At 55.4% G+C, this 16,712-nt stretch carries 13 protein-coding genes; 9 read left to right on the forward strand and 4 right to left on the reverse strand.

Translation table 11 applies throughout. From position 1 onward, the window contains the following. Positions 1–260 precede the first annotated feature (260 nt). On the forward strand, positions 261–821 hold the full coding sequence (gene smrA / locus GN242_RS09665) for a DNA endonuclease SmrA (protein ID WP_156288241.1): 561 nt from the start codon (positions 261–263) through the stop codon (positions 819–821). Between the two features lie 4 nt (positions 822–825). Here smrA and GN242_RS09670 read toward each other — a convergent pair whose 3' ends face one another. Beyond that, complete coding sequence (locus tag GN242_RS09670) at positions 826–1,749, reverse strand: LysR substrate-binding domain-containing protein (RefSeq protein WP_156287365.1); 924 nt, start codon at positions 1,747–1,749, stop codon at positions 826–828. Positions 1,750–2,094: 345 nt separating this feature from the next. Between GN242_RS09670 and GN242_RS09675 the strand changes: the two genes are divergently transcribed. The 3 genes from GN242_RS09675 (at position 2,095) to GN242_RS09685 (ending at position 6,929) form a co-directional block, all read left to right on the forward strand. Then, entirely contained in the window at positions 2,095–3,414 is a 1,320-nt protein-coding gene (locus GN242_RS09675) for an MFS transporter (RefSeq protein ID WP_156287366.1), read from the forward strand. 103 nt (positions 3,415–3,517) lie between these two features. Next, on the forward strand, positions 3,518–5,041 hold the full coding sequence (locus tag GN242_RS09680; RefSeq protein WP_156287367.1) for a carboxylesterase/lipase family protein: 1,524 nt from the start codon (positions 3,518–3,520) through the stop codon (positions 5,039–5,041). A gap of 244 nt (positions 5,042–5,285) precedes the next feature. Then, positions 5,286–6,929: a methyl-accepting chemotaxis protein gene (locus GN242_RS09685; RefSeq protein ID WP_156287368.1), complete on the forward strand. Its 1,644-nt coding sequence runs from the start codon at positions 5,286–5,288 to the stop codon at positions 6,927–6,929. Here the strand turns inward: GN242_RS09685 and GN242_RS09690 are convergent. Continuing rightward, positions 6,926–7,777 carry a LysR family transcriptional regulator gene (locus GN242_RS09690; RefSeq protein ID WP_156287369.1) on the reverse strand — a complete coding sequence of 284 codons (852 nt, stop codon included), beginning with the start codon at positions 7,775–7,777 and terminating at the stop codon, positions 6,926–6,928. The two genes, GN242_RS09685 and GN242_RS09690, sit on opposite strands and share 4 nt — an antisense overlap. A gap of 134 nt (positions 7,778–7,911) precedes the next feature. On the opposite strand from GN242_RS09690, the gene GN242_RS09695 reads away from it, so the two are divergent. Together GN242_RS09695 and GN242_RS09700 are read left to right on the forward strand one after the other, a co-directional pair. Then, positions 7,912–9,081, forward strand: a complete 1,170-nt coding sequence (locus GN242_RS09695; protein WP_156287370.1) for a methionine aminotransferase — start codon at positions 7,912–7,914, stop codon at positions 9,079–9,081. A gap of 24 nt (positions 9,082–9,105) precedes the next feature. Next, the gene (locus tag GN242_RS09700; RefSeq protein WP_156287371.1) at positions 9,106–9,882 is read left to right on the forward strand and encodes a transporter substrate-binding domain-containing protein; all 777 of its coding nucleotides are present in this window, start codon (positions 9,106–9,108) and stop codon (positions 9,880–9,882) included. A gap of 63 nt (positions 9,883–9,945) precedes the next feature. Here GN242_RS09700 and pepT read toward each other — a convergent pair whose 3' ends face one another. Further along, positions 9,946–11,178: a peptidase T gene (pepT, locus tag GN242_RS09705; protein WP_156287372.1), complete on the reverse strand. Its 1,233-nt coding sequence runs from the start codon at positions 11,176–11,178 to the stop codon at positions 9,946–9,948. Positions 11,179–11,305: 127 nt separating this feature from the next. Here pepT and GN242_RS09710 point away from each other — a divergent pair, with 127 nt between their 5' ends. Further along, positions 11,306–12,898 carry an ABC transporter substrate-binding protein gene (locus GN242_RS09710; protein WP_154751280.1) on the forward strand — a complete coding sequence of 531 codons (1,593 nt, stop codon included), beginning with the start codon at positions 11,306–11,308 and terminating at the stop codon, positions 12,896–12,898. Positions 12,899–12,929: 31 nt separating this feature from the next. On the opposite strand, the gene GN242_RS09715 is transcribed toward GN242_RS09710, so the two are convergent. Further along, positions 12,930–13,853, reverse strand: coding sequence for a LysR family transcriptional regulator (locus GN242_RS09715; protein ID WP_154751279.1), 924 nt, complete (start codon positions 13,851–13,853; stop codon positions 12,930–12,932). A gap of 162 nt (positions 13,854–14,015) precedes the next feature. Here GN242_RS09715 and GN242_RS09720 point away from each other — a divergent pair, with 162 nt between their 5' ends. Next, on the forward strand, positions 14,016–15,434 hold the full coding sequence (locus GN242_RS09720; RefSeq protein WP_156287373.1) for a M20 family metallopeptidase: 1,419 nt from the start codon (positions 14,016–14,018) through the stop codon (positions 15,432–15,434). A gap of 2 nt (positions 15,435–15,436) precedes the next feature. Continuing rightward, positions 15,437–16,708, forward strand: a complete 1,272-nt coding sequence (locus GN242_RS09725) for an MFS transporter (protein ID WP_156287374.1) — start codon at positions 15,437–15,439, stop codon at positions 16,706–16,708. The last annotated feature ends 4 nt before the right edge of the window (positions 16,709–16,712 follow it).

Raw genomic sequence — 16,712 nt, forward strand, 5'->3', positions numbered from 1 at the left:
CGTTAGAAATCTTCGACATCCATGTGAAATCTGTGTGAAAAACAATCGCCAGTAAGATGATTCCTGATGCATACCCCGCTTAATATAATTATTTAGAATTTCCATTGTTACGCACACTGGAATAGACCTTAATGATCGGCATCAATAACATGGCAAACACAATTCACGTGAAGAGAGGATGTTTTTTGCTAAACTGACATCCGTAACTAAATGATGATGATGCGCGCCAGGCGTGGATTGACAGGGGGCAACTGATGACCATCAACGCGGATGAGCAGGATCTGTTTAAACATGCGATGGAAGACGTCAAACCATTAAAAACGTGTGCCGCTACGCTGTGGCTGAAAACTCCTCCCGCCAGGCGAGACGTAGTGACCGATCCCCAACTCGATAATCCCCTGACTACCGGCCTGCTGGATATCGTACCGCTGACCGTACCGCTGGAATATAAAGCCGAAGGCATTCAGCAGGGCGTACTCGACAAACTGTCACAGGGAAAATATCCGCCGCAGGCTACCCTTAACCTGCTGCGCCACACCGTTGAACAGTGCCGCCAGGCGTTATATCTGTTTATGTTGCAGTCAACTAAATATGGCCTGCGCAATGTGCTGATCGTTCATGGAAAAGGGCGGGATGATGCTTCCCATGCCAATATTGTGCGCAGCTATCTGATGCGCTGGCTCCCGCAGTTTGACGATGTTCAGGCATTTTGCGCCGCCCGGCCGCAGGATGGCGGCAGCGGGGCGTGCTATGTGGGGCTGCGTAAAAATGAGCAGGCGCGGCTGGAAAATCGCGAGCGTCACGCCAAACACAGTCGCTGAATGATTAGCCTGAGTGGGATTTGCGGATGGTTGCCAGCAGGATCTCCGCGCTGAGAGTCAGAGGCACGCCTGAACGGGTCATGATACCGATGGCTTCCCCTGGCCCGTGGGAGGCGATCGGCAGCGCAGCCAGCGCGTGATGCAGTAAGTCTTCTTTGATGGCGCCGGACGGCACAAACCACACATAGTTATAACGCAGCGCCAGCTGGCGGGCCAGCGAAGTGGAAGAGGTCTCTACCAGCGTGCCGGGAAGCTTGCAGCCTTGCTCTTTTAGCATTGATTCTGCCAGGCGGCGCGGTGCAGTCCCCTCAGGAGAGATAACCACTGGCCAGGATAAAGCTTTTGATAACGTGACGTTGTCACTTAATAGCGGGTGATCCGGACGTACCACCAGGCGTAATGACTCAAGAAACAGCAGCTCATAGGTCAGCCCCGTCATCAAATCAGGATCGGCCATACGGCCAATTCCCACATCAAATTCACCGGCTTTTATCGAAGCGATCAGCACATTGTTATGCAGCGTTGCCACCTGCACAATCGCCTGCGGCTGCTGCTGATGAAAACGGTCGAGAATCGAAGGCAGCATACCCAGCGCCACGGTGGTCAGTACCCCGAGGCGCATCACTTCGGGCGTTTTTTCCTGCGGCAGTGTAAACGACTGACCGGCATGATTCAGTGCGTCAAGAACCCGCACTGCATGGGTAAGAAATTGCTCACCTATGGTGGTCAGCTGCGCACCAAGGCGTCCGCGCTCAAACAGCCTGACGCCCGCCAGTTCCTCCAGCTCGTTCAGCGTCTTAGAGAGAGCAGGCTGGCTGAGTGACAGGGTTTCGGCGGCACGTCCCAGCGTCCCTTGCTGCGCCACGGCAACAAAGGTGTGTAAATGGCGCAGACGAATTCGCTGATTAAACTGATATTTTTTGTCCATAACGCAGAGTAATAACGCAGCGGATAAACTGGCAAGTTTTCTGTGAGTGTTTTGTTAACCTTATTGCAAAATTTTATTAACATTTTCACTAATCACCACGCCTCTGCTTCCTGCCAGGGTGGTGGTTAGGTCAAAGGCCAGCGCATAGATGATTAATCCATTGAAAAAGTGGGCGAATAGCCTGATGGCGCAGCGAGAACATCACGGTGGCACTTCAGGAAAAAACGGACATATTTTCGCAGGAGAATTCCATAACAATCCGTTATGATAACCGCCACTTTTTCTGAAAACCTCTGCTACGTTGTCAGGCGGTTGAGGTTAGAACTGCCTGTTATGGAGCGCGACGTGGAGAGTACCGCAGCGATCGATATCCGTGCCCTGATTAATCAGGGATCGTTGAGCCGATATCAAAAACGCATCATCGCCCTGAGTTTTGCCGTGGTGGCGATGGATGGTATGGATATTGCGCTGATGGGCTTTATTGCCCCGGCGCTAAAAAGTGCATGGGGTGTCACCAACCATCAATTAGGTGCCGTGATCAGCGCGGCGCTGATTGGTCTGGCGCTGGGCGCGATGTTTGCCGGGCCGCTGGCCGACCGTTTTGGCCGCAGAGTCATCATTATATGCAGCGTGTTCTTTTTTGGCCTCTGGACGCTGGCAACTGCTTTTTCACAAAATCTTGACCAGATCATGCTGTTCCGCTTCCTCACAGGGCTGGGGCTGGGTGCTGCGATGCCCAATGTCGGCACGCTGGTAGCGGAATACTCTCCTGAGCGTAAGCGCGCTTTTCTTATCACCGTCGTGTTCTGCGGCTTTACCTTTGGCGCAGCGTCCGGTGGCTTTGCTGCATCCTGGCTAATTCCTAACTTTGGCTGGCATTCGGTGCTGGTAATGGGGGGGATTCTGCCGCTACTGATTGTGCCGCTGCTGCTGCGCTGGCTGCCGGAATCCGTGCGTTTTATGCTGACCCGTAACGCCCCGGCGTCGCAGATTCGGCAAATTGTTGAAAAAATGCATCCTGGCTGCGTCGGGGAAGCATGCATCTTTACCCGCAGCGAAGCCGCAGTCAGCGAAGGGGCGGTTAAAGTGGTGCTGTCACGCCGCTATCTCTTCGGCAGCATGATGCTGTGGGGCAGCTACTTTATGGGGCTGTTTCTGGTTTACCTGATCGGCTCCTGGTTACCTACGCTGGTAAAAGACGTGGGCATGACGGTAACCCAGGCGGCGCTGGTCACCGCGATGTATCAGGCGGGTGGCACCGTTGGCTCTCTGTTTGCCGGCTGGATGATGGATCGTTTCAACGCCAACCTGGCACTGGCGGGCATCTATTTTACCGGCTCGATTGCCACCGTCTGCATTGGCTATGCGCCTGCGGATGTCTGGCTACTGGGAGGCGTAGCGTTCTGTAGCGGATTTTGTCTCAACGGGGCGAACACCGGTATGAATGCGCTGTCGGCCAGCTACTATCCTACCCATGCCCGCGCTACCGGCTCCAGCTGGATGCATGGAATCGGGCGTATTGGCGCCATTCTCAGCGCCTTTGCGGGAGCACAAATGCTCTCTCTGGGATGGAATATCACCGATGTCTTCTCTTTCCTGGCGATTCCTGCGGTGCTGACCACCCTGATGCTGGTGGCTAAATACCTCTATGGTTATCAGCGATAAGTAAAATTGACGTTACACCAGCATAATCTGCAAATTTCTCGTTGGGATGGACTTTCATTTATCAACTGCAAATAATTACCCCAGATATGCAGTGGAAGAACCCATGAGAAACGAACGTACATTACGGATTATGACCGCGGAAGGCAGCCTGCGCGGGAGTGTGGAAGAGGGGATTTTCGTCTTTAAGGGTATTCCTTATGCAGCACCGCCGACAGGCGATCTGCGCTGGAAAGCACCGAAGCCAGCGCCATCCTGGCAGGGAGACAAAGAAGCCACTGCCTGGGGGCCAGCCAGCTGGCAGAGTCAGGAGTTCTGCCAGGCGGTAGGCGGCGGTGACCCGGGCATCATTGATGAAGACTGCCTGTATCTTAACGTCTGGACGCCGGACGTGGCCCCCGCAACGCCGTTGCCGGTGATGGTGTGGATCCACGGAGGAGGCTACACCGTCGGATCCGGCGGTCTCAGCCCTTACCTCGGTGCACCGCTGGCGCAGCGCGGCGCGGTGATCGTCACCATTAACTATCGTCTCGGCCAGTTAGGTTTTTTTGCACATCCGGCGCTGGATGCTGAATATACCGATGGCGAGGTGGTGAATAACTTCGCCTTACTCGACCAGATCGCCGCCCTGCAATGGGTGCAGCGTAATATCCGGGCCTTCGGCGGCAATCCTAAAAATGTCACGCTGATGGGGGAATCCTCCGGCGGCCGCAGCGTGCTTTCTCTGTATGCTTCGCCGCTGGCGCAGGGGCTGTTTCACAAAGGAATAGTTCAGAGCGCCTACGGCGTGCCGGATGTGTCGCGTACGGAGGCGTTGAAAAAAGGGCAGGCGCTGGCTTGTCATTTTGATCTGCCGGACGCCAGCGCGGAACAGCTGCGAGCCTTACCTGCCGAATCATTCTGGTCATTAGACAGCTCGCTGAGTATCGGGCCTGTGGCTATTTCTGGCGACCGCGTCCTGCCGCTTCCGATGCTCAACGTTTTTGCTACCGCCCGGCAGCAGCGCCTGCCGCTGATGATTGGCAGTAACAGCGACGAAGCCAGCGTGCTGGCCTATTTTGGCGTGGATGCATCGCAGGTCATTGCCGATATACGTAAAAAACATCCGCTGGCGTTAAAGCTGATCAAGCTACTGTACCCGGATGTCTGGGAAGACAGTGAACTAGGCCGCCAGGTGGCGCGTGATATGACCTTTACCACCATGGGTTATGTTGTGGCCCAGGCCCAGCATCGCGTGGGGATCCCTGGCTGGCGCTACTATTTCGATTATATCTCTGAAAATTCACGTGACCTTTACTGTCACGGAACCTGGCATGGCAATGAAATTCCCTATGTTCTGAATACGCTCGCACAGCTTGAACCGATTGAGGAAGGGCGTTCGTTCACCCATGGTGACGTTGAATTTTCCCGGCGCGTCAGCGAGTACTGGCTCAATTTTGCTCGCGATGTGACGGCGTTCTCCCATCAGATTAATGGGGAAACCGACTGGCCAGCCTGGCATCCCTGGAGCGATATAACGATGCGTTTTGGTCGTTACGGTCTTGCAACTGTTGCCCTTGAAAAACGCTTTATGCGTCGCAGAATGCAGATTTTTCGTCTGTTGATGAAGGCATTTGTCCACCTCAAATAGCTTTGCAAACGATTTTTCGCACAAATAGTTAATATTTATTGCTGTATTTAATATGACCAAAACTGAAGGAAAGTGGCGTCATAGCAAGAGCTTATGATTTCACATGTAAAATACAGGGGATTAAATTCAGCAATATAAATCGTGTTAAATCCTTCATTTTTTTAAGACTCCCTGCCGATAACATTAGGTGATAGCCACTTGATAACAACACTTTTAATCGGTGTCACCAGGTTACGGAGTCAGTATGCAAATATTAAGAAATTTTACAATCCGCGCAGTTTTGTTGTGGATTCTGGGTCTTTTCTGCCTGCTCTGGGGCGCTGTAGGAATGTACAGCGTTTATTCACTCAATCAGCTAAGTGACGGTAATACCGTCGATCGTCATCTGGTAGGGCAGATGAGTACCTTAAGTAAGGGAAACGATCAATATTTCCGCGTGATCACCCGCTTAACGCGCGCGATAGATTCGAAAAAACCAGAGGATATGGCCTCGGTGCAGAAAGCACTGGATAACATGACTGCGCTGCTGGCTGAGTTTAAAAAACAGTCACCCGGCCCACTGGATGAGCAGTACGCAGCGGGCGCAATTGACAGCTGGCAGAAGCTGCTGGACGAGGGCGTGACTCCGCAGGTGCACCTGGCACAGCAGGGCGCTCTGGATGATTATCGCCGTCAGGCAACCAGCATTACCCCAGCTCTCAGCCGCGATTTTGGTGCCAGCGTGGAGAAATTCAACACTGCCGCAGCGTTAGAACTGGATGCAACGCGAGTGACCGTTGACCATTTGACCAACGTCACTAAAACCGTGCTGGTACTGGCGGTGATTGCCGGCCTGCTGATCCTGCTGTTTACCGACCGTTACCTGGTGGTGATGCTGGTTCGCCCGCTCGACACCATCCGCGAACACTTTCGTGTGATTGCTGAAGGGGATCTGACTCAGCCGGTCAATGACTTTGGCCGTAACTGCGTGGGTAAACTGGTGCCACTGCTGCGTGCCATGCAGGATAGCCTGCGTGAAGCAGTCAGTGCCATACGCAGCGGAACTGAGAATATTCATCGCGGTGCAGCGGAGATCTCCTCCGGCAATAACGATCTCTCCTCACGTACCGAAGAGCAGGCATCGGCCCTTGAACAGACCGCAGCCAGTATGGAACAGCTGACGGCAACGGTGAAATTCAACGCCGATAACGCTCGTCAGGCCAGCTCCCTGGCAGACACGGCATCCATCACCGCCAGTAAAGGCGGCAAGCTGGTTGGTGAGGTTATCAGCACCATGCAGGGTATTGCAGGTAGCTCTAAGAAAATAGCCGAAATTACCACGGTGATTAACAGCATTGCCTTCCAGACCAATATCCTGGCACTGAACGCCGCAGTAGAAGCGGCCCGCGCCGGTGAGCAGGGCCGTGGTTTTGCCGTAGTCGCCAGCGAAGTGCGTAACCTGGCGCAGCGCAGCGCCGGAGCTGCCAAAGAGATCGAAACGCTGATTGCAGATTCCGTCTCTCGCGTGGATACCGGCTCGAAACTGGTGGGTGAAGCAGGCAGCACGATGGATGATATTCTGACGTCGGTTGCTGAGGTCACTGAAATTATGAAGCAGATCGCGTCCGCGTCCGAAGAGCAGAGCAAAGGCATTTCTCAGGTGGGTACGGCGATTTCCGAGATGGACAGCGTCACCCAGCAGAACGCCTCGCTGGTTGAAGAGGTATCTACAGCGGCCAGCGCGCTGGAACGTCAGACTGAAGAGCTGACGCTGTCGGTGGCGAAATTCCGTCTTTCTGCGGACAGCTCCCCGGCACACCGTGCTGCGGGAAAATCAGCTCAACTGAAAAGCCCGCTTAAAACCCCGGGTGCAGCAAAAGCAGGCACTGACGACTGGGTCGCTTTCTAAGGCTGTTCACATAACCACGCCACCAGCTCATCCAGCAGCGGTGGCGATACTGACGGCGGGCGACGGATCAGACTATAAACCGCGCCCGTTTTTACACTGCCCGCAAACGGTGCCACCAGGCGCCGCATCGCCAAATCCTCAGCTATCAGCGTGACATCCGCCACTGTGACCCCAAAACCCTGAATCGCCGCGCTGATCGCCAGATCCATCGTCGAAAAATGTTGATTACGTTTCATCACCAGCGGCTGCTGCTGTGCCTGAAGCCAAAGCTGCCAGTCGCGGCTGTCGGCAGTGGGATGCAAAAAAGTCATCTCTGCCAGCGAAGGAACAGCATCAGGTTCGCCGGGCATCAGGGAGAGCGCCATCACCGGAGTCAGCGCCTCTTCAAACAGCAGCACGCTGTGGCGCGGACTGCTGCCGTAGAGGATGGCCGCATCAAAGTTATCCAGCTGGCTGCTGTGATCCACCGTGGTGGTGAGAGAAACATGCAGTTCCGGACGCGCTTTTTCCAGTGCCACCAGCTTTGGTACCAGCCAGCGCATTGCACAGGTCGGCGCTTTCAGGCGGATCACCGCGTTCTGCCTGCTGGCCTGTTGAGCCGCATCGTGCATCTGCTGATAGCCACTTTGCAGCGCAGGCAGCAGGCTGGCCCCCTGTGGGGTAAGATGCAGGCCGCGTGCGTGGCGGTCAAACAGCGAAAAGCCCAGCCATGCCTCCAGTGCGGCAATTTTACGGCTCACCGCTCCCTGAGTGATACAGAGTTCGCTGGCGGCGCGGGTCAGATTGAGGTGACGCGCGGTCACGATAAAAGCATGGATGGCATTCAACGGCAGCGGGCGCTGTGGCATGGCTATTCTCTGAGCTATGAGCAAACATCATGGCTATTATGACAACAATTCGCTTGTCGCCTCAAGTGCCGCCACGTTGAATAGGGATGACAATTTTCTTCTCAGATGGGCTAATGTCCTGACCTGGAGCTTCCATGACCATCACCTCTTCGGTGCAGCAGCGTTCAAAATTACCGGATGTCGGCACCACTATCTTTTCTGTGATCGGCCAGCTCTCTGCACAGTACAACGCCATTAACCTGTCGCAGGGCGCGCCCAACTTCCCCTGCGATCCGCAGCTGGTTAACGGCGTAACCCTCGCCATGCAGCAGGGCCATAATCAGTACGCACCCATGACCGGGCTGTCGGCGCTGCGCGAAGTGCTGGCGGCCAAAGTTGAAACGCTTTACGGGCAGAAATACGATACGGCGAGCGAAGTGCTGATCACCGCCAGCGCCAGCGAAGGGCTATACTCCGCCATTGCCGGGCTGGTTCATCCGGGCGACGAAGTGATCTTCTTCGAACCGGCGTTCGACAGCTATGCCCCCATCGTGCGTTTACAGGGAGCCACCCCGGTTGGCCTGAAACTACAGTTACCTGAGTTCGTCATTAACTGGGATGAAGTGGCGGCGGCAATTACGCCGAAAACGCGCATGATCATCATCAACACCCCGCATAACCCAAGTTCGCAGGTGCTGAACGCCGACGATCTCCAGCGGCTGGCAGCGCTGACGCGCAATACCGATATCGTGGTGCTGTCGGATGAAGTGTATGAACATATTCTGTTTGATGGCCGTAAGCATCACGGAATGGCCACCCATCCGGAGCTGGCGCAGCGCAGCGTGATTGTTTCCTCTTTCGGCAAAACCTTCCATGTTACCGGCTGGCGCGTAGGCTACCTGCTGGCTCCGGCAGAGCTGATGGGGGAGGTGGTAAAAGTGCATCAGTTTATGATGTTCTCCGCCGATACTCCGATGCAGGTGGCATTTGCCAACTATCTGCATCAGCCTGCCAACTACCTGGGGCTGGGCGAGTTTTACCAGCGTAAGCGCGACACGTTGACCAGCCTGTTGAAAGATTCACCGTTTACGCTGCTGCCATCGGCAGGATCGTTCTTTATGCTCGCCAGCTATGCAGATTTCAGTGACGAAACTGACAACGAGATGGTAAAACGGCTGATCGTCGATCACGGCGTGGCGACCATTCCACTGTCGGCGTTTTACACCGATGGAACTGACAATAAATTAATCCGTCTCTCTTTCGCAAAAGACGAAGCCACCTTACAGGCAGGTGCTCGTGCACTCTGTCAGGTCAAGCCTCGCTAACAGTATCACCTTGAGGGTAAAAAAATGAAGAAACTGAATGCGTTGTTTGTGGCAATAGGGTTATTAAGCTCGGCATCGGCGCTGGCGCAGGAGACGCTGCGTTACGGCCTGGAGTCGCAGTATCCACCGTTTGAAAGCCGCAACGCCTCAGGCGAGCTGGAAGGGTTTGATATTGAGCTGGGCAAAGCCATTTGTCAGGTGGGAAATTTCAAATGCAGCTGGGTAGAAAGTAGTTTTGATGCGCTGATTCCGGCGCTGGCGGCGAAGAAGTTTGACGCTATCAACTCGGCGATGAACATTACCGAAGCCCGCATGAAAAGCATTGGTTTCACCAATCCAATCTACCGCATCCCGAGTATGCTGATTGTCAAAACCGGTTCAGGCCTGCTGCCCACTGTTGACAGCCTGAAAGGCAAAAGTATCGGCGTTCTTCAGGGTTCCATTCAGGAAACCTTTGCCAAGAAACACTGGGAACCGCAGGGGGTAACCGTCACGCCTTATCAGGATCAGAACCAGGTTTACAATGATATGGTCGCTGGCCGCCTCGACGGTACTCTGGTGATGTCAGCCGCCGGACAGTCTGGTTTCCTGGAAAAACCGCAGGGTAAAGCGTTCAGCTTTGCCGGTAAAGCGGTGGAAGATCCGGTGGTGCTGGGCGTAGGTATCGGTTTTGGCCTGCGGAAAGATGACGCCAAACTGAAAGCCGCGCTGGATGCCGCCATCGTCAAAGTACAGAACGACGGCACCCTGACCAGACTGGCAGCGAAATTCTTCCCGGGTATAGATGTTAGCGTGAAGTAATTCCAGCCGTCCTGAGTGCCAGGGCGAGGAAAACCTCGCCCTTTAATAGCGACAAACAGCTGATTACTCCGCTGCCAGCAGGCAGATCTTCTCCGCCACCAGATAGGATTTTACAAACGATGGGATCGGCAGGAATTCAAATTTAGAGTGGAAATTATGTGCGCCGGTAAAGAAATTAGGCGTTAACAGACCTTTGGCCGAAAGAGCGGCACCGTCCGTTCCTCCGCGCATCGGGATCACCTTTGGCTCAATATCCAGCTGCTGCATAGCGGCAAAAATCAGGTCGATGGGGCGGCGGTCGCTGCCAATGGCATTACTGATATTGCTGTAGGTATCGGAAATGTTCACTTCTACCTTGCCAGTTGGATAGGCCTGACGAATCATCTCAGCAACCTTATGCATCTGCTGTTTGCGCTGCTCAAAACTGTCCAGATCAAAATCCCGAATCGAAGCCTTAAGCCGCGCCTCGCTGGCATTGGCCTGCATATCATTAAACCAGGTGTAGCCCTCACGTCCGGCGGTGTGTTCCGGCGTCTGCTGGCGGTCAAAGTGGCCGATAAAGTCCCATGCCATCAGCAGCGGGTTAACCAGTACCCCTTTGCCCGACATTGGGTGAGCCGTCACGCCGGTCAGAATAATTTCAGCGGCGGCGGCGTTAAAGTTCTCATACACCACCTCACCCAGTTCACAGCAGTCAATGGTGTAGGCGAAGTCCACATCAAAGCGCGTTTTCAGATCCAGCGCTTTGGCACCGCGCAGACCGATCTCTTCATCCGGCACAAAGGCCACCACAATATCGCCGTGCGGTTGCGTATCGTTAAGATTTTCCATCAGCGTCATCACCACGGTTACCGCCGCTTTATTATCAGCACCCAGCACGCTGGTGCCGTCGCTGAAAATAATCTCCTGGCCTTCATAGGCCTTAATCTCCGGGTGTTGCGCCTGGCGCAGCCAGATATCCTGCGCAGCATTCAGACACAGATCTTCCCCTTCATAGCGCAGGGTCTGCGGGTGAATATGCGGCGAGAGGCCGACATCAACGGTATCAATATGAGTGATAAAACCGATGCGCGGCGCGTTGGGGCGGTTGCCCGGCTTCACGGCGGTGACGGTAGCAAACTCATCAATCACCACGTTGTGCAAACCAAGCTGACGCAGCTCATCCGCCAGCAGCTGTGCCATCTCATGCTGTTCCGGGGTGCTGGGCAGGATGCTGGACGCGGCGTCACTCTGGCTGGTGACCGCCAGATAGCGATAAAAACGTTGCGTGAGCTGACGTGCCAGTGAATCAGTCATAAGCTTTCCTTATTTGTCTCGGGCAGTAAGATTTCTGTAATGTTAAAAATCATGTTATTCCTGAAAGAGTTATTAACAGGTTTACGCACCACCCCATGATAATGTCAAATAAAAAGCGAGGATGGAGATGAAGAAAGCGGTATTACGCACGGTACTGGCGGCTCTGGCGCTGACCGTCACAACAGCGGTTTCGGCCAAAACGCTGGTGTTCTGCTCTGAGGGATCGCCAGAAAACTTTAACCCCCAGCTCTACACCTCGGGAACCAGCGTTGATGCCAGCGCGGTGCCAATCTATAACCGCCTGGTGGACTTTACCCCCGGCACCACCACGCTGATCCCGTCGCTGGCGGAAAGCTGGGATATCAGCCCGGACGGCACGGTTTACACTTTCCATCTGCGCAAGGGCGTCAAGTTTCACAGTAATAAAAACTATAAACCGACGCGTGATTTTAATGCCGATGATGTGATCTTCTCGTTTATGCGCCAGAAAGATGCGGCCAATCCCTATCACAACGTCTCTAACGGCAGCTACACCAACTTTGAAAGCCTGGAGTTTGGCAGCCTGCTGAAAAGCATCGATAAAGTCGACGATCACACCGTGCGCTTTACCCTTGCTCATGCGGAAGCGCCTTTCCTTGCGGATCTCGGCTGGTATTTTGCCTCGATACTTTCCGCTGAATACGCGGATGCCATGCTGAAGGCCGGTACCCCGGAAAAAGTCGATCGTGAACCGATTGGCACCGGGCCGTTTGAACTGGCGCAATACCAGAAAGATTCGCGCATCCTGTACCGCGCCTTCCCGCACTACTGGCAGGGCAAGGCGAAGCTGGATCGGCTGATCTTCACCATCACCCCGGATGCCTCAGTACGCGCGGCCAAGCTGGAGAAAAACGAGTGTCAGGTGATGCCGTTCCCCAATCCCGCCGACCTCAAGCGGCTGGAGGCAAACCCGAATATCACCATGATGCAGAAGGCGGGGCTGAATACCGGCTTCCTCGCCTTTAACACGCAAAAAGCGCCGCTGGACAATGTCAAAGTGCGTCAGGCGCTGAGTATGGCGATTAACAAATCTGCGATCATTGAGGCGGTGTTCCAGGGAACCGGTAGCGCTGCGAAAAACCTGCTGCCGCCGGGCGTATGGAGCGCTGACCAGGATTTAAAGGATTACGATTACGCGCCGGATAAGGCCAAAGCGCTGCTGAAAGAGGCGGGAATTGCCCCGGGTACCAGCATCGATCTCTGGGCGATGCCGGTGCAGCGCCCGTACAACCCGAACGCACGTCGTATGGCAGAGATGATCCAGGCGGACTGGGCGAAGGTGGGTATCAAAGCCAATATTGTCAGCTTTGAATGGGGCGAATACCTCTCACGAGTGAAAAACGGCGAACATCAGGCGGCACTGATGGGCTGGACTACCGCCACCGGGGATCCGGATAATTTCTTCGGCCCGCTGTTCAGCTGCACCTCCGCCAACGGCGGTTCCAACTCGGCGAAGTGGTGCTATGCGCCGTTTGATAAGCTGATCACCCAGGCGCGTGCCGAGCAGAACCACGACAAGCGGGTGGCGATGTATCGCGAAGCGCAGCAGATCATGCACGACCAGGCTCCGGCTGTCATGATTGCTCACTCCACCATTTTTGAACCTGTACGCAAAGAAGTGACCGGCTACGAAGTCGATCCTTTTGGTAAGCATATTTTCTATCAGGTAGACGTGAAGTAACCCCGTCGGCGGCCTGCCACGGGCCGCCGCATCAGAAATTAAACGCCGTTCTGATGCTCTCATCCTTCTGTGTCAACTCATGACGGACAAAATCCAGAAACAGCGCCAGCGCGGTTCCCGGGGTACGGCCAATAGCCGTCTGCACCTGTAACGAACGCTGACTGAGCTGATCGGCTCCGACCGACTTCAGCGTCAGCCCATGTTCAGCCGCCTGGTACATCACCGTAAACTGACTGCAAATAGTGATCGCCCCGGGAGTTTGCAACAGAAACTGATACAGCGTGCTGAAATTATTGCAGGTCAGCGTCGGCTCAACAAAAGTCCCGCTCATCCGGCAGGAGAGGTCAAACAGCTGGCGCACCGTGGTACCCGCATCCGGCAGCGCCAGCGGCCAGGTCAGCAGATCGCTGAGTTGCACCTGCCGCTGTGCCAGGGGATGGCTTTGATGCATCACCAGCAGCACCGGAGCCGGCCAGGCTGCCACCACTTCGACACCGCGTTCCGGATGCAGGCTGAACTGAAACGCGACGTCACACTCTCCCCGCCGCATAATTTCCGTCACCTGCTGCGCGCTCGCCACGGTGAGATGAAAGCTCACCCCGGGATGAAGTAAACGGAACTGAGTGCAAAGCACGGGCAGCAGGCTGAACGCCATTCCCTCAGTGCAGGCCACCCGCAGGGCGGTGCGTCTGATCGCTTTCAACCCTTTGATCTCAGCGATGGCATGTTCCATATCCATCATGCTTTTCCGTACGTGGTTTTCGAAAATCTGCCCGGCATCATTTAATACCATGCCCCGCGCATGGCGCTCGAACAGCGGCGCGCCAACGCGAGCTTCAAGGCGCTGGATCTGACGACTGATGGCCGATACAGCAACAAACAGCTGCTGACTGGCGGCGCTGAGGGATCCGCTGTTAACGACGGCGAGAAAATAGCGAATTTCACTGCTGTGCATCGGGCTGCCTCTGCTTGGTGCGTGTTCAACGATTGTGCAAACGAGCGTTGCTTTAAAAGCAATGCCAGTTTGATTATTTGATAATTGTGGCAAGGCGCGATTCTAGCTTAAAACTGAGTGGCAAACATACAAAGCAAACACAATAAAAAACGGACAGACATCATGACAGCAGAAGAGGCGGTAACGCAGGCCACGGCGTACTTTGACAGTGGCAAATTCAGGGAGGTGCTGGCACGCCGTATCGCAATGCGCAGTGAAAGCCAGCGTGACGATCGCGATGACATTATTCAGCGCTACCTCGACGAAGAGATAGCTCCGGCGATGCAGGCGCTGGGATTCACCACACAACAGCTGGATAACCCGCAGGCTCCTTCACGGCCTTTCCTGCTGGCAACACGGATCGACGATCCGCAGCTGCCGACCGTGCTCTGCTACGGGCACGGCGACGTGGTGTTTGGTGATGATGAAAACTGGCGCAGCGGCCTGACGCCCTGGGAACTGGTGGAAGAGGGTGATCGCTGGTACGGGCGCGGTAGCGCAGATAACAAAGGCCAGCACTCGGTAAATATTGCCGCACTGGAGCAGGTGACCGCCGCACGCGGTGGCAAACTGGGCTTTAACTGTAAATTCCTCTTTGAAATGGGAGAGGAGATCAGCTCACCCGGCCTGATGGCACTGTGCCAGCGACACGCCGATCTGTTGAAAGCCGATATCTTTATCGCTTCTGACGGCCCGCGCCTCAACGCGGTACGTCCGACCCTGTTCCTCGGCTCACGCGGCGCGGTTAACTTTCGCTTCAGCATTGATGCCCGCGACCGTGACTACCACTCAGGAAACTGGGGCGGTCTGCTGACTAACCCCGGCACCCAGCTGGCGAATGCGCTGGCCTGCCTGGTAAACCAGCACGGACAGCTACAGGTTGCGGCACTGAAACCGCCTGCCATCAGCGCGGCGGTAAAAGCGATTCTCAGCGATATTGACCTCGGTGAAGGCGATGGCCCGCAGATCGACCCGAACTGGGGAGAGCCAGGCCTGACGCCGGTCGAACGTCTCTACGGCTGGAACACGCTGGAGGTGCTCTCCCTGCTGGCGGGTAATCCGGCGCGTCCGATGAATGCCATTCCCGGCAGCGCGACCGCCGTGTGTCAGCTGCGTTTTGTTGTTGAAACCGACTGGGAAAATATTGCCACGCATCTGCGCCAGCATCTCGATGCCCACGGCTTTAACCAGGTAACGGTGGAAGTGCTGCGCGGCTCTCCGGCAACCCGCCTTGATCCGCGCGACCCGCTGGTAGGCTGGGCGCTGGATATTATGGCTGAAACCACGGGTAAAAAACCGGCACTGCTGCCAAACCTCGGCGGTTCGCTGCCGAACGACGTCTTTGCCCACGCGCTGGGGCTTCCCACGCTGTGGATCCCGCACTCCTATCCGGCCTGCGGCCAGCATGCTGTCGACGAACATATGCTGAAGTCGGTTGCACGTGAAGGATTGCAGATTATGACCCGGTTGTTCTGGGATTTAGGCGAACAGGGCAGCACTCTGCTGGCCCGTCATCGCGCGCATTGTGCACAAGGAGAGTGACTGTGAACAGCAACGTACAGCAATCGCAGGCGGTGAAACCGAACCTGTATAAAACCCTGTTTGCCACCTGCGTGGGTAACGCGCTGGAGTGGTTTGATATTACGGTATACGCTTTTTTTGCCAGCTATATCGCCCATGCATTTTTCCCCACCGAAGATCCGTCGGTATCACTGCTGCTGACCTTCGGTAGTTTCGGCGTCTCCTTCCTGATCCGCCCGCTGGGTGCCGTCATACTTGGGGCTTATGCCGATCGGGTGGGGCGCAAAAAAGCGCTGCTGATGTCGATCACCCTGATGATGATCGGCAGTCTGATGATCACCGTGATGCCTTCATATGCCAGTATTGGCCTGCTGGCGCCCGTGCTGATCCTGGTTGCGCGTCTGATTCAGGGGTTCTCAGCAGGCGGTGAGTTCGGCAGCTCCACCGCGTTTCTGGTGGAGCACTTTCCTGAGCGCAGGGCGTTTATTGCCAGCTGGCAGTTTGCTACCCAGGGAGCCAGCACGCTGATGGCATCCGCGTTTGGCCTCGGTCTGAGCGTATGGATGACTGAGGCGCAGATCCAGGAGTGGGGATGGCGTATTCCGTTTGCTTTTGGTCTGCTGATTGGCCCGGTCGGGCTCTATATTCGCCGCCATCTGCATGAACCAGCCAGCTTTGTTGCCCAGCCGAAAACTCATGCGCCGCTGAAGGATTTGATGGGTGCTCAAAAAGTGCTGCTGCTGCTGGCTATCGGGCTGATGGTGATCTCCACCGGCGTTAACTATATGCTGAACTATGTGCCGACCTACGCCACGAAAACGCTGCATCTTTCGGGTTCGACGGCCTATACCGCCACGCTGGTGGCCGGAATTATTCTGACGGTGGTGACGCCGCTGATGGGCCTGTGGGCGGAGAAAATCGGGCGCGCTAACCTGATGTGGGGCGCGTTAATTCTGCTGGCGGTCACTATTTATCCGGCCTTCAGGCTGATGGTGAATAACACCACACCTGCCAGTTTAATACTGCTGGTCGGCTGGATGGCACTGCTGAAGTCAGCCTACTTCTCCACCGTGCCGTCAATGATGGCGGATCTGTTCCCGATGACCACCCGCGCCAGCGGTATGGCTATCAGTTACAACATAGCGGTGACCATTTTCGGCGGCTTTGCTCCGCTGATCTGTACGCTGCTGATCACCATGACCGGCTCCAGCCTGGCACCAAGCTATTATCTGATGCTGCTGGCGGTATTCAGTGCCGTTGCGCTGTATAACAGTCAGCGCCGGGTCGGGCGTTAGTTTT

This window comes from Erwinia sorbitola (genome assembly GCF_009738185.1).
GTDB lineage: Bacteria > Pseudomonadota > Gammaproteobacteria > Enterobacterales > Enterobacteriaceae > Erwinia > Erwinia sorbitola.

Excerpts from the sequence above, each read along its gene's own strand:
- GN242_RS09670 (WP_156287365.1), bottom strand. The coding sequence starts at position 1,749 with ATGGACAAAAAATATCAGTTTAATCAGCGAATTCGTCTGCGCCATTTA.
- GN242_RS09680 (WP_156287367.1), top strand. The coding sequence starts at position 3,518 with ATGAGAAACGAACGTACATTACGGATTATGACCGCGGAAGGCAGCCTG.
- GN242_RS09685 (WP_156287368.1), top strand. The coding sequence starts at position 5,286 with ATGCAAATATTAAGAAATTTTACAATCCGCGCAGTTTTGTTGTGGATT.
- GN242_RS09690 (WP_156287369.1), bottom strand. The coding sequence starts at position 7,777 with ATGCCACAGCGCCCGCTGCCGTTGAATGCCATCCATGCTTTTATCGTG.
- GN242_RS09695 (WP_156287370.1), top strand. The coding sequence starts at position 7,912 with ATGACCATCACCTCTTCGGTGCAGCAGCGTTCAAAATTACCGGATGTC.
- GN242_RS09700 (WP_156287371.1), top strand. The coding sequence starts at position 9,106 with ATGAAGAAACTGAATGCGTTGTTTGTGGCAATAGGGTTATTAAGCTCG.
- pepT (WP_156287372.1), bottom strand. The coding sequence starts at position 11,178 with ATGACTGATTCACTGGCACGTCAGCTCACGCAACGTTTTTATCGCTAT.
- GN242_RS09710 (WP_154751280.1), top strand. The coding sequence starts at position 11,306 with ATGAAGAAAGCGGTATTACGCACGGTACTGGCGGCTCTGGCGCTGACC.
- GN242_RS09715 (WP_154751279.1), bottom strand. The coding sequence starts at position 13,853 with ATGCACAGCAGTGAAATTCGCTATTTTCTCGCCGTCGTTAACAGCGGA.
- GN242_RS09720 (WP_156287373.1), top strand. The coding sequence starts at position 14,016 with ATGACAGCAGAAGAGGCGGTAACGCAGGCCACGGCGTACTTTGACAGT.